At 67.9% G+C, this 12,910-nt stretch carries 14 protein-coding genes; 10 read left to right on the top strand and 4 right to left on the bottom strand.

Features of this window, described 5'->3' with window-relative positions; all coding sequences use genetic code 11:
• Positions 1-114: 114 nt before the first annotated feature.
• The 5 genes from rpmB to JOF42_RS01535 all read left to right on the top strand — a co-directional run bounded on the left by rpmB (position 115) and on the right by JOF42_RS01535 (position 3,378).
• Positions 115-351, top strand: a complete 237-nt coding sequence (gene rpmB, locus JOF42_RS01555; RefSeq protein WP_042540533.1) for a 50S ribosomal protein L28 — start codon at positions 115-117, stop codon at positions 349-351.
• Entirely contained in the window at positions 351-521 is a 171-nt protein-coding gene (gene rpmG, locus JOF42_RS01550) for a 50S ribosomal protein L33 (protein WP_017203558.1), read from the top strand. Before rpmB ends, rpmG begins: the two co-directional genes overlap by 1 nt.
• Before the next feature lie 3 nt (positions 522-524).
• Positions 525-830: a 30S ribosomal protein S14 gene (gene rpsN, locus JOF42_RS01545; RefSeq protein WP_042540535.1), complete on the top strand. Its 306-nt coding sequence runs from the start codon at positions 525-527 to the stop codon at positions 828-830.
• Positions 831-1,090: 260 nt separating this feature from the next.
• Entirely contained in the window at positions 1,091-2,209 is a 1,119-nt protein-coding gene (locus JOF42_RS01540) for an Ig-like domain-containing protein (protein ID WP_210096243.1), read from the top strand.
• Positions 2,210-2,553: 344 nt separating this feature from the next.
• The gene (locus JOF42_RS01535; RefSeq protein ID WP_372443540.1) at positions 2,554-3,378 is read left to right on the top strand and encodes a DUF559 domain-containing protein; all 825 of its coding nucleotides are present in this window, start codon (positions 2,554-2,556) and stop codon (positions 3,376-3,378) included.
• A 274-nt stretch (positions 3,379-3,652) separates the two neighbouring features.
• Here JOF42_RS01535 and JOF42_RS01530 read toward each other — a convergent pair whose 3' ends face one another.
• Positions 3,653-4,477 (bottom strand): alpha/beta hydrolase, encoded by an 825-nt coding sequence (locus JOF42_RS01530; RefSeq protein ID WP_210096241.1) that lies wholly within the window; start codon positions 4,475-4,477, stop codon positions 3,653-3,655.
• A gap of 149 nt (positions 4,478-4,626) precedes the next feature.
• Between JOF42_RS01530 and JOF42_RS01525 the strand changes: the two genes are divergently transcribed.
• From JOF42_RS01525 to JOF42_RS01515, 3 genes are all read left to right on the top strand, one after another.
• Positions 4,627-5,235 carry a TetR/AcrR family transcriptional regulator gene (locus JOF42_RS01525; RefSeq protein WP_210096240.1) on the top strand — a complete coding sequence of 203 codons (609 nt, stop codon included), beginning with the start codon at positions 4,627-4,629 and terminating at the stop codon, positions 5,233-5,235.
• Positions 5,236-5,478: 243 nt separating this feature from the next.
• The gene (locus tag JOF42_RS01520; protein ID WP_042541574.1) at positions 5,479-5,766 is read left to right on the top strand and encodes an HU family DNA-binding protein; all 288 of its coding nucleotides are present in this window, start codon (positions 5,479-5,481) and stop codon (positions 5,764-5,766) included.
• Between the two features lie 187 nt (positions 5,767-5,953).
• Positions 5,954-7,861, top strand: a complete 1,908-nt coding sequence (locus JOF42_RS01515; protein ID WP_210099036.1) for a bifunctional copper resistance protein CopD/cytochrome c oxidase assembly protein — start codon at positions 5,954-5,956, stop codon at positions 7,859-7,861.
• Between the two features lie 51 nt (positions 7,862-7,912).
• Here the strand turns inward: JOF42_RS01515 and JOF42_RS01510 are convergent, their stop codons facing one another.
• Positions 7,913-8,983, bottom strand: a complete 1,071-nt coding sequence (locus JOF42_RS01510; protein ID WP_210096239.1) for a hypothetical protein — start codon at positions 8,981-8,983, stop codon at positions 7,913-7,915.
• 114 nt (positions 8,984-9,097) lie between these two features.
• Here JOF42_RS01510 and JOF42_RS01505 point away from each other — a divergent pair, with 114 nt between their 5' ends.
• Complete coding sequence (locus JOF42_RS01505; RefSeq protein WP_210096238.1) at positions 9,098-10,492, top strand: ATP-dependent DNA helicase; 1,395 nt, start codon at positions 9,098-9,100, stop codon at positions 10,490-10,492.
• Positions 10,493-10,506: 14 nt separating this feature from the next.
• Here the strand turns inward: JOF42_RS01505 and JOF42_RS01500 are convergent, their stop codons facing one another.
• A complete protein-coding gene (locus JOF42_RS01500; protein ID WP_210096237.1) occupies positions 10,507-11,154 on the bottom strand; it encodes a biliverdin-producing heme oxygenase in 648 nt (215 codons plus the stop codon).
• 54 nt (positions 11,155-11,208) lie between these two features.
• Entirely contained in the window at positions 11,209-11,523 is a 315-nt protein-coding gene (locus JOF42_RS01495) for a DUF2470 domain-containing protein (protein ID WP_210096236.1), read from the bottom strand.
• Positions 11,524-11,612: 89 nt separating this feature from the next.
• On the opposite strand from JOF42_RS01495, the gene JOF42_RS01490 reads away from it, so the two are divergent.
• Complete coding sequence (locus JOF42_RS01490; RefSeq protein ID WP_210096235.1) at positions 11,613-12,896, top strand: serine hydrolase domain-containing protein; 1,284 nt, start codon at positions 11,613-11,615, stop codon at positions 12,894-12,896.
• Positions 12,897-12,910 lie beyond the last annotated feature (14 nt).

Here is a 12,910-nt window from a genome sequence, read left to right as displayed (position 1 = left end):
CGTAGTTCGCGCGCTTCCCCTTCTTCGGCCGAGAGATCGGCGATGCGGGGTGGCGCGCAGACAAGGGATCTTGGGTGAGGCCGTCCGGCCTCACGGTATAGAAGGAGTCACATCATGGCAGCAGTGTGCCAGGTGACAGGAGCTGTTCCCGGCTTCGGTCACAACGTCTCGCACTCGCACCGCCGGACGAAGCGTCGCTTCGACCCGAACGTGCAGAAGAAGACCTATTTCGTCGCGTCGCTCGGTCGTAAGATCACGCTCAACGTGTCCGCCAAGGGCATCAAGGTGATCGACGTCCGCGGCATCGAGAACGTGGTCAAGGACCTCCAGGCGAAGGGTGTGAAGCTCTAATGGCCAAGAAGGCTCAGGACGTACGTCCGATCATCAAGCTGCGTTCGACGGCAGGTACGGGCTACACGTACGTGACCAAGAAGAACCGCCGCAACACCCCCGACCGCCTCGTGCTCAAGAAGTACGACCCGGTCATCCGTCAGCACGTCGAATTCCGAGAGGAGCGTTGATCAATGGCTAAGAAGAGCAAGATCGCTCGCAACGAGCAGCGCAAGGTCATCGTCGAGCGTTACGCAGAGCGTCGCGCCGAGCTGAAGAAGACCCTGGTCGACCCGAACGCCACCGACGAGGCCCGCGAGGCCGCACGCGTCGGCCTGCAGAAGCTGCCGCGCAACGCGTCGCCGGCTCGCGTGCGTTCGCGCGACGTCATCGACGGCCGCCCCCGCGGTGTCCTCACGAAGTTCGGCGTCTCGCGCGTCCGCTTCCGTGACATGGCACACCGTGGCGAGCTGCCCGGTGTCACCAAGTCGAGCTGGTAAGTCTCAGCAGACAAGCCGAAAGGGGCGAGGATCTTCGGATCCTCGCCCCTTTCGCTATGCCTGGGGCGGTGCTGCAGGCCGGGCAGTTCCCGTAGTTCCCGCAACTCCCCAGCCTGTGACGTCAACAACAGAAATATTAATACTTGGATATATTGAAATATTAATGTATGTTTTGAATGTCGGCCACCGCCGACGCGTCGGGCGGAGAGCTCCGGGCCGGCGCCCGCGACAGCGTCGCGACGACCTACCGAAGGAACCCCATGACCATCCCGAGCTCCTCCGCGCGCCACGCGCCGCGACCGCGCGCTACCTCCGGTCCCGCAGCCGCGATCGGCATCGCCATCGCGGCCGCATCCATCATCGGCTTCGCCGCACCCGCGTCCGCGGCGGCCTCCGATGACGCCATGGTCGACTCCCTCACGGCGGCGGCCATCGTTGCCCTCGCTGAGGACGCGCCGGTCGCGGCCGAAGCTCCGATCGACGCGTCCTCCGAGGCCCCGCTTCCGACCGAGTCAGATGTCGAGGCCCCCGTCGAAGCAGAACCGCCTGCGAGGGACGTGCGCGCTGACCCGGCCCCCGAGATCCTGCCGGTGAACGAGCGCGCATTCGTCGCCGCCCCCGTCTTCGATACCCCCTCGATGGCGATCGGACCGACGGCAGCCGTCACCGGAACCGGCGTCGTCGGAGCCACGGTGCACGTGTCGATCTATCAGGGAGCCCTGATCGGCACTGCCGTGGTCGCTGAGGACGGCAGATGGAGCGTCATCCCGACAACGCCTCTCGCGCACGGAATCAATCGACTCTCGGCATATCAGAGCTCAGTCGACGGCGATTCGATGAGCCTCGGCGGCATCGTGCTCGTCGACGCACTCGTCGACCCGCCGACCGTCGTCGGCCCCGAGGGCGAGCAGAACCTCAGTGAGCCTGTCGAGCTCGTCGGAACGGGCGAGCCAGGGGCGACCATCGTGGTGCGCGACGATGCAGGCAGCGTCATCTGCTCGACCACTGTCGAGACCGACGGGACCTGGGCCTGCGTCATCCCCGCTCTCGACGATCGTGACCAGGAACTCTCCGTCACCCAGACCGACCGCGTCGGCAACGTCAGCACGCCGGTCGCCGTCAGCATTCACAAGACTTCCGCACCGGCCCCCCAGCCCGGTGACGGGTCCACTCCGGAGGCGGGACCCCAGCCCGCATCCGGTACCGCTGCCGATCCGAGCTCCCCCTCGGACGCATCGGCGCCCTTGACGGCGCCGACGCGGGCAGCGGCGTTGGCTGCCACGGGCGGTGAGGTCGACGGCATCCTTCTGGGTGCCGGTGGGCTCCTGCTCGTCGCCGGCATCCTGTCGCTCGCGATTCCCCGTCGCAGAGCGCAGTAAGCCGCCAGACAGCCGGGAGGGGCGAGGATCTTCGGATCTTCGCCCCTTTCGTACTTCGTCCGCCGGGCCGAACGTCGCGTCCGCTGTCCCGCGCCTCTCCGGGAGGAGAACTGCGCCTCGGGAGGAGAACTGCGCCCCGGGAGGAGAACTGCCGAGCATCGGTCCTCCCGAAGCGCAGTCTTCCTCCTGAGGCGCATGGCGAGGTATCGAGCGGGGCGGAAAGGCGCGAAGAGCGCGATCCAGCAGCGCCACTTCTTCTGCACGCAGCGTCGGTCGACCGGAGCGGTGCACGATTCGCGGCTTTCGCGCGAAGTCCGGATGCCGCAATCGGCGATCCTGGATCCGTGACCCCGACGCAGGCCCTGGCTCAGTATGACGGCGTGGCGCGCACAGAGACGTTGAGTCGGCTCGGGGTCAGTCGGCATGCTCTTCGGTCCGCAGTCCGACGCGGTGAAGTCATGGCCGTCCGCCGAGGATGGGTCGCGTTGCCCGACGCTGACCCGATGCTTCTGGCCGCTGCGCGCCGTGGGGTGCTTCTGAGCTGCGTCACGCTCGCGGCGCGGAGAGGACTGTGGGTGCTCGACGCCTCCGAGCCGCATGTCTCCGCTCCGGCGAGGTCGGGGCATGTGACCGTCTCGCGCGGAACCGTTCATTGGAACGAGCCGGTGTTTCCGAGGGACCCGGATTCACTCGAGGACTCACTCGAGAACGCGTTGATCCTGGTCGCGGGTTGTCAGCCGTACGAGAGTGCACTCGCGACATGGGAGTCGGCGATGCGACAGAATCTCGTGGACCCGGGGATCCTCGAGCGAGCGCCGCTTCCGCCGAAGGCCAGACGGCTTCTCGCCGACGCTCGCCCATTCGCCGACTCCGGCACGGAGAGCATCTTCCAGGCGCGATTGCGGTGGTTGCAGATTCCCGTTGTCCCGCAGGTCTGGATTCTCGGCCACCGGGTCGACTTCGTCATCGGCGAGCGGCTTGTCATCCAGATCGACGGCGGGCACCACGTCGGACGACAGCGCACGAGCGACATCGCCCACGATGCGCTGTTGACACTGCACGGATATCACGTGATCCGTATCGGGTACGACCAGCTGATGGGGCAGGGGGCGCAGGTGCAGCAGGTGATCCTGACCGCCATCGGTCAGCGACTTCATGTTGCGGCCTGAGTGCGACCTGCCCCTCGGGAGGAGAACTGCCTCTCGGGAGGAGAGAATCCGTAGAACTCTCCTCCCGAAGAGCAGTCCTCCTCCCGAAGCGCAGTGCGCGGTGGGCGGTCGGGGGGAGGGGCAGGGCGGCGGGCGGTCGGCGCGGCGGGCGGTCGGGCTGAGGGGCAGGGCGGCGGGCGGTCGGGGGAGGGGCAGGGCGGGGGGCGGTCGGGGGGAGGGGCAGGGCGAACCGCACGGAGCCGGCGGAGGATGCCGGAGGGGCAGCGCCCCACCATCAAACGGATGCTGTCGCGTGCGCCACCGCCCAGGTCAGGGCGTAGTCGGCGATCTCCTCCCAGCCGTCCTGGCTGACGAGTCGGTGGGTGCGACCCGCGTACTCCTTGTATTCGACGATGGCCGGGCTCCCGGTGGAGCGGTACTTCTTCTCGATCGCGCGGACGATGGTCGGGGGCACCACGTGGTCGATCTCGCCGGCGATCAGCAGGAGCGGTGCACGGTCGGCCCGGGTGTAATCGACGTGGGTGACGCCGCCCTTCTCGTTCAGCACAGAGGTGACGCCCTCGAAGAAGACCCGGTTGTACGAGTTCACGGCGTACTCCTCCCAGAGGGCATCGGATGCCGCGCGCGACAGGTCGTTGCCGAACGTGAAGTGGAAGTGGCGCTTCGACAGCGGCTTGGCGCCGTTGCGTCCGAACGGGTTCGACAGGATCGGCGTGCCGGTCCAGAGCGTCGAGAGGGGGAGCGCGGTCACGCCGGCGGTCTGTCCGGGGGCGACGCCCACGTAGGCGGCGCCGAGTCCTCGGTCGGCGAGCATCTGGGTGAGCACCCCGCCGAAGGAATGGCCCATGATGATCGGCTTCACGGGGAGTGCGCGGATGATGCGCTCGTAATGGTCGGCGATCTGCTTCAGGCCGATGCCCTTCAGCGCCGACGGGTCGCGGCGGATGTCCTCGACCGAGCGGTCGTCGATCCCGGGCCAGCCGGGGACGATCACGTCGTGGCCCTGTGCCCGGAAGCGCTCGGCCCACGTGTTCCAGCTCTTGGGCGTCATCCAGAGTCCGTGGATGAGGACGATCGGAGTCTTGTCGGTGCTGTTCATTGTCTCTTCTCCTGTGTCTGCCCCCGCCGTGTGCGGGTGCGTTACGCTGATAGTAGACCGAACGTTCTATCTACCGCAATCTATTCCCCATGAATCAGAAGTCGCGGTTCGCATCCCGCGATTCGGATGACACGATGAGAGGGATCACCATGGACACCACCACTCGCACCACGACGACCGCCGACGCTCCGAAGCGGCCCAGCGCAGCCCGCACCCGGCTGATCGACAGCGCGACGAGGCTCTTCTACGAGGAGGGGATCCACGCGGTCGGCGTCGACCGCATCATCGACGAGGCCGCGGTCACCAGGGCGACCCTCTACAAGCAGTTCGGCGGCAAGGAGAATCTCGTCCTCGCCTACCTGCGCAACGAAGACGGGATGCTGCGGGCGATGTTCGCCGACGCCGGCGCCGAGGTCACCGACCCCGCACAACTGGTCGATGCGGTCATCGAGGGGATCGCCACCGACATCCGCCTCCGTCACACCCGCGGATGCCCCTTCATCAACGCCGCAGCCGAATACCCCGATGCCGAGGGCGCCGTGCGCCGGCTGATCGACGAGCACCGAGAGTGGTTCCGGTCGACGCTGCAGGCGGTCGCCGAGCAGGCAGGCCTCGATGAGCCCGCGGATGTCGCGGCATCCCTCGTCCTGCTTCGAGACGCGGCGCTCGTCGGGGGCTACCTCGACGGCGAGGACCGCGTCGCTCCGGCTTTCGCGCGCACCGCCCGCTCCGTCGTCGACGCGCATCGTCCGCGCTGACGCACGCGATCCGGCCGAGATCACGGGGGTTACGACGCCGGACGAACCGGCGTGAGAAGCCGCCACACGAGTCACATTCGTCACTTCTGACCCACGACACGCCGCCGAAAAGCCCAAAACCCGCGAAATGACGCGGAAATGTGGGTGGTGGTTGGTACATTCAAGGCGGTCACTCGACCAACGGAGGGCATCAGCCCCCCGAACACCAACGATGCGACGGGAACCTCGTCGCTGGAGGATGACATGGCTGACAAGTCCATCACCAAGACCGAGCTCGTCGCGAGCATCGCTTCCGCCACCGGCCAGAGCCAGGCCACCGTCTCGGGTGTCCTCGACGCGCTGTTCTCCTCGGTCTCCGACGCTGTTGCCAAGGGCAGCAAGGTCTCGATCCCGGGCTGGATCTCGTTCGAGCAGGTCGCGACCGCAGCTCGCACGGGCCGCAACCCGCAGACCGGTGCCGAGATCAAGATCCCGGCCGGCCACCGCGTCAAGGTGACCGCTGGTTCCAAGCTCAAGGCTGCCGTCAAGTAAGACTGCACCTCTTCGAAGGCCGCTCCCGATCCGTCGGGAGCGGCCTTCGTGCTCTCTCCCCGGTGCGGCGGCTTAGGCTTGAGGGGTGAGTGCCCGCGCCGTGCAGACCCAGACCAGCTCCGCGTATCGCGCGGGCGGAATCGGCATCCTGCTCGCGGCCGCCCTGATCGGCGTGCTCATCGCCCTCATGATCGGTGGCGGAGCGGCCCCCCTGCTGCTGCAGGACCCAGGCCCTTTCGTGCGGTGGGCCACCCCGATCGTCAAGCTCGTCATGAACATCGCCTCCGCGGCGATGCTGGGCTCCCTCGTGCTCGCGCTCTTCGCGCTGCGCAGCGAGGAGAAGTCCTTCGACGTGGCACTCAACACGGCATCCGCCGGCGCAGCGGTCTTCACGGTCACCGCCGGCATCGGCGGGTTCTTCACGTTCATGGCGGCTTTCAACCCGCAGCTGAGCGCTGAGCGCGAATTCGGCCAGCAGCTCGGCCGGTTCCTGCTCGAGCTGCCTCTGGGTCAGTCGTGGCTGATCACCACGATCATGGGCTCTGTCATCACGGTGCTCGCGTTCGCGTGGCGCACCTGGACGCCCACCCTGATCACCGCGCTCCTGGCCGCGGCATCCTTCCTGCCTCTGGCGACTCAGGGGCACTCTGGCGAACTGTCGGGTCACAACATCGCGGTCAACTCGATCCTGCTGCACACCATCGGCGCCGCCGTCTGGCTCGGGGGGCTGCTGCTCGTCGTGATCCTGCGCGGCCGCTCGGGCATCGGCACCGCACAGCTCGTCAGTCGTTACTCGAGTCTCGCGATCGCCGCCTTCGCGGTCGTCGCCATCTCGGGACTCACCCGTTCTTTCGTCGCCCTCGGCGACATCTCGCAGCTGTGGACGCCGTACGGCATGATCCTGCTCGCCAAGGTTGTGCTGCTGATCGCCATGGGCCTGCTCGGCGCCTGGTACCGCATCCGTCTGATCCCCCGTCTCGACGGGGCGAACGCCTCGCGGTGGTTCTGGATGCTCGTGCTGTGCGAGGTCGCTCTGATGGGCCTGGCCTCGGGTGCCGCCGCTGCGCTCGCGCGCACCCCTCCGCCCACCGGTGAGGAGGCGGCCTTCGTGCAGACACCGGCCGAGAACCTCACCCGCTCGCCGCTGCCGCCCGAGTTCACCATCGACCGGTGGTTCACCGCCTGGGACATCGACGTGCTCTGGCTGGTCGCCGCCGGCTTCGGACTGTTCTTCTATCTCGCGGGTGTGCGCAGGCTCCGTCTGCGCGGCGACCGCTGGCCGATCCATCGCACCGTCTTCTGGGTGCTGGGCATGCTGATGCTCCTCTGGGTCACCGGCGGTCCGATCAACGCCTACCAGGAGTACCTCTTCAGCGTGCACATGCTCGGGCACATGATGCTGTCGATGGCGATCCCGCTGCTGCTGGTCTCCGGCGCACCGATCACCCTGGCGCTGCGCGCGATCCACAAGCGCGACGACGGCACGCGCGGCGGTCGCGAGTGGATCATGTGGGCGGTGCACTCGCCGTTCTCTCGGGTCGTCACGCATCCGTTCGTCGCGGCGGGCATCTTCATCCTCTCGCTGTGGGCGTTCTACTTCACCGATCTGGTGCGCTGGTCGATGTTCGAGCACCTCGGACACGAGTGGATGGTCGCGCACTTCCTGATCTCGGGCTACCTCTTCGTGATGAGCCTGATCGGTGCGGACCCCGTGCCGTACCGGCTGCCGTACCCCGGTCGCCTGATCACGCTGATCGCGATCATGGCCATGCACGCCTTCTTCGGCATCGCGATCATGATGCAGGAGGGGCTTATGGTCGCCGACTGGTTCGGGTCGATGGGCCGGACCTGGGGCCCCTCGCCTCTCGAAGACCAGTACATCGGTGGGGGCATCGCGTGGTCGATCGGGGAGATCCCGACGCTGATCCTGGCGATCACCGTGGCGATCCAGTGGAGCCGCGACGACACCAAGCTGCAGAGGCGGCGCGACCGGCATGCCGACCGCACCGGTGAGGCGGAGCTCGAGGAGTACAACGCGAAGCTCGCGGCGCTGGCGGAGCGCGACCGGCGCGAGGCAGAGCGCGAAGCGCGCTGATCCTGCGCTGACCGAGGGTCAGCCTGAACCGGGATCAGCAGTGAACGGTTCTCAGCCCGCCGAGTCCTCGTCGGGCGACCCGACCCGGATCGACGCCGAGCCGTCGGGGAGGATCGTGATCGATCCATTGACCTGGAATGCCACGTCCTCGGACACGTCCTCGATCGAGCCGTCGAAGAGCGACTGGATCTCGACCTCGACGTGGGCGACGGCATCCGTCGGCGGGATCTTCCAGTGTCCGGCGTCCGGGACCACGGTGACGTGCGGCTGCGTCGCGATCGACCACTCCGGCAGCGAGGCGATGCGGTTCGAGACCTCGAGCCCGAAGGGGCACGCGGTGGGCTGCAGCACCTGCTGCGACGTGCACTGGGTGAGGAACTCCTCGACCCGCTGCTGCACCACCTCGACGAACTCGTCGGTCGGGGTGGTCTGCACGTCGACGGGGGTGGTCGCGAGCGGGGTGTCGGCGAGGACACCCACACCCTCGGAGTCGGCGATCGCCGTGTCGACGGTCACCGAATAGAGGCCGGGGGTGAAGACCAGCAGCGGCAGGGGGTCGAGCGGAGCGGCGTCGACGCCGGCGAACGACACCTGTCGGCGGTCGACCTCGAACCCGTTGACCGCGAACTGGTCGGCCCCGAGCAGCGTGAGATCGACCACCGCGAGGGGGCTCGTCGTGAAGCGCCAGTTGGGGGTGACGCCTGCCCAGCCGTCCTGTTCGACGGTGAACGTCGTGACGCCCTTGTGGCCGCCCGCGCTGTACGAGACGGTCACGGCGGTCTTGTCGCCGTCGGGCTTCTCCGACACCACCTCGACATCGGAGAGAGGGGCGAGAGCCGCGTGCCGCAGCAGAGCCTCGGATGCCGTGGCGCCGACGCCTGCGGTCTCGAGTGTCTCGCGGTCGATGGCGACGCCGGGCACGCGCAGGGCGTCGGCCGCACGCCCCTCCGAGAGGAGGTCGAGGTAGCGTACGACGAAGGCGGACGGGCCGTAGAACTGGCTGTAGAGCGTGGCACCGCCCGCCGCGAGAGCGGCGACGAGCACGAGACCGATCACGGCCAGCATCGCCAGATCGGCAGCGAGGCGGGCGCGCCGGGGCGCCTTCGTCTCGACCGTCTGCATGGCGTCAGTCTAGGAGCGCGGCCTGGGACGACGCCGTGCGTCGGTCGCTGCGTGACGGTGAACGGCGGCGGTGTCCCGCGGATGTCGGGCGGCGGCGCCACGTAGCATGGGGGAGTGTCGCTTCCCGCCCTGTCCGAAGAGCAGCAAGAGCTGTTCCGGTTGATCGAGGACACCGGCGAGCACGTCTTCATCACGGGGCGCGCTGGCACGGGCAAGTCGACGCTGCTGCAGTACTTCTCGTGGAACACGAAGAAGCAGATCGCGATCTGCGCGCCCACCGGCGTCGCCGCACTGAACGTCGAGGGACAGACGATCCACTCGCTGTTCCGCCTCCCGATCGGCCTGATCGGCGACTCGGACATCGATCAGAACGACAACACGCGCCGCATCCTCAACGCCATCGAGACCCTCGTGATCGATGAGATCTCGATGGTCAACGCCGACCTCATGGATGCGATGGACCGCTCGCTCCGCCAGGCTCGGGGAAAGCGCGGCATCCCCTTCGGCGGTGTGCAGATCGTCATGTTCGGCGACCCATATCAGCTCGCTCCTGTGCCTCCTCGGGGCGACGAACTGCGCTACGTGAAGGACCATTACCGCTCGTTCTGGTTCTTCGACGCCAAGGTGTGGGCCGGGTCGGGTGGAGGCGATGTCGAGGAGTCCGACGGCGGCCTCTTCGCGGTCGACACCCGCGCAGAGCTGCACGTGCGCGAACTCGTGCAGATCCACCGGCAGTCGGATGACGGATTCAAGGCGATGCTGAACGCCGTGCGCTACGGGAGGGTCACCGCCGAGATCGCCGGCGTCCTGAACACACAGGGCGCGCGCACGCCTCCCGACCCCGAACCGGGGGAGGTGCCGATGATCACGCTCGCCACCCGCAACGACATCGTGAACACGATCAACAGCCGTCACCTCGCCGCCCTCCCGGGCAAGGAGCAGACGGCCAGGGCCGAGGTCAGCGGAGAGTTCGGCAGGGGCGAGGCCTCGCTGCCCGCGGAGTCGGAGCTCAAGCTCAAGATCGGCGCGCAGGTGATGTTCCTCCGCAACGACACGTCGATGTCGGGGGAGCCGCCCCGGTGGGTGAACGGCACGATCGGCACCGTCGTGCGCATCCTCGGCGAGACCGTGCGCGTCGAGATCGACGGCGAGGAGGTCGACGTCGAGCCCGCGGTCTGGGAGAGGTTCCGCTACTCGTACGAGTCGAGCACCAAGAAGCTGACCCGCGACGTCGTCGCCGAGTTCACGCAGTTCCCGCTGCGCCTGGCCTGGGCGGTCACGATCCACAAGTCGCAGGGCAAGACCTACGATCGGGCCATCATCGACCTCGGCTCCGGGGCGTTCGCGCCGGGGCAGACATACGTGGCGCTGTCACGACTCACATCCCTCGACGGGCTCTACCTGTCGCGGGCACTGCGCCCGAGCGACATCCGGGTCGACGAGGACGTGCGTCGCTTCATGCGCGACGCGTGGCTCGCGGCATCCACACCGGAGGTCGGGAAGGCCTGAGCCGCGGATGCCTCTCAGGCGGCGACGCGAGCGCGGTCGAGGTCCTCGAAGAGCTCCGTGTTGAAGCGGTAGGCGAGGAGGACCTCGTCGATCACGCGCTCCCGCTCGGCGTCGTCCCACGGGGCCGCATCGAGCTGCTCGCGGTAGACGTCCTTGAACGCGGCGGGATCGGCGATGTCATCGAAGAGGTAGAACCCGATGCCGTTGGTCTCGAAGCCGAAGCGGCGAGCCATGACGCGCCCGATGAAGATGCCGCCGGAGAGGTCGCCGAGGTAACGCGTGTAGTGGTGAGCGACGAAGCCACCGGCCCAGGTCGCGCCGACCTGGCGGATGCGCTCGACGTAGCGCTGCGTGGTGGGCAGCGCGACGATCTCGTCGCGCCAGTCGGCGCCGAGCAGGAACTCGAGGTCGGCCTCCAGCGCGGGCAGGCGGGTCAGCTTGTCGCTGATGAAGACGGATGCCACGGCGTCCTGGCGCATGCGGTCGCCCGCAGACTCGAGCGCCTCGTAGATGAAGTAGTGCTGCGCGACGAGCGCGATGTAGTCCTCGCGCGATCCTTCGCCTTTGAGCAGGTCGGACATGAAGCCTGCGCCCTCGCTGCGCGAGTGCGAACCGGAGGAGCGCTCACGGAGGGCGGCGGAGAAGGACAGGATCTCGGACATGTGCCCAGTGTAAGGGTTGCCTAACCTCTGGCGAAACCCCGGGTTCTCAGACCGTCACGCGTGCGGGCGCGGCTCGACCCCGAGTCTCTCGCAGGCGAGGTCGTACAGCGCGACGACCTCGCGGCGCACAGCGGGCCGCTCGGTGATGGATCCGCCGGGCCAGGCCACTCGCAGCTCGGACGCGACATCTGCTCGGGTGATCTGCCAGACTCCGCCGTCGCCGTCGAGGCCCGTCATCACGGCATCCGAGATCTCGCCTCCCTCCGCCGGCGCGAAGGCGCGGGCGATCAGCAGGTTGTCGTCGGTGTGGTCGCCGTTCATGTGGCGCAGGATCGCGGAGACGACGTCGGCATCGAAGATGTGGGGCATGCTGATCACCCTAAACGCGTGCAGGCGATGCGTTCTTTCAGGATCGGCGTTCTAGACTCGGGAGACACGTCTTCCGGGGGTTCCCTTTCATGCAGCTTCTCTCGTCGCGCAGGTTCCGCGCAGCAGCGGCCAGCGTCGCCGTACTCGGGCTCTTCCTCACCGGGTGCACAGCCGAGTCCGATTTCACCTACGAGCCGCCGGCGCAGGCCGACGGTGCTCTGCCCGACGACACGGTCGCCGCGATGGAGGCCGCCGTCACCAACGCGCTCACGGCCACGGGCGCGTCCGGAGCGGTCGTCGGAGTGTGGGTGCCGTGGAGCGGCAGCTGGGTCACGGGGATCGGGACGCAGAAGCCGGGCGCCGGTGACGAGATCAGCACCGACATGGCCTTCCGCGTCGCAGACGTGACCCGCCTGATGACCTGCGACGTGCTGTACGGACTGGCTGACGACGGCGTCGTCGACCTCGACGACCTCGTGCCGGAGTACGTCTCGGGTGTCGCGGACATGAAGGACATCACGCTGCTCGACCTGTGCAACAGCACGAGCGGGGCCGGATCCTCCGAGGAGACGGTCAAGTCGGCGTGGATGACCACCCCCGAACGTGTGTGGGCTCCGCTGGAACTCGCTTCGTACGGTCTCGGTGCCGCCCGTGGCACCGCGCACACCACCTACCGCAACTCCGATGCGGGCTACCTGGTTCTCGGCCTCGCGCTCGAGCGGGCGTCGGGGATGACGGCCTCCGAGCTGATCGCCGAGTACGTGACCGAGCCGCTCGAACTGACGAACACGTCGCTGCCGTCGGCCGCGGCCGCTGCGCCGTCGACCGGACCGGTCATGAACGGTCACTACCTGACGGCGGTCGAGGGCGGATACAACTGCGCCGCCCCTGTCGACACCACCAAGATCTCCTCCAGTACCGGATACACCGACTCCGGGGTCGTCTCGACCATCGAGGACCTCGGCCGCTACGCACAGGCCGAGGCCGCCCAGACGCTGCGCACCAAGGAGGAGCCTGACCGCTTCGGCGCTCCGCTGCCCGTGAGCGACAAGTCGCCGTCGTGGTACCAGGCGACCGGCGGCGCGCTGCTCGTCGGCTCGATGGTCGGTCAGTTCGGATGGACTCCCGGGTACCAGACGGCTGCTTTCTCGGATCCGGAGACCGGTTTCACGGTCGCGGTGTCGCTGAACGATTCGACGACCGGGGGATCGACCGCCGCCTACCTCTCGTGGGAGCTCGCAGCGATCGCGTCGAAGGCTCCGGCGGCCGAGGGCGAGACGGCTCCCGACTTCGGCCTGCCGTTCACCGCCGAGCAGTACCACAAGACGATCACGGACTCCGCGATCACCTGCGTCGCTCCTCCCGAGGGGTGACGCCGGGCGTCGGG

Source organism: Microbacterium phyllosphaerae (assembly GCF_017876435.1).
GTDB classification, from domain to species: domain Bacteria; phylum Actinomycetota; class Actinomycetes; order Actinomycetales; family Microbacteriaceae; genus Microbacterium; species Microbacterium phyllosphaerae.
Note: the sequence above shows the minus strand (reverse complement) of the source record. Positions and strands in the feature narration are given on the sequence as shown.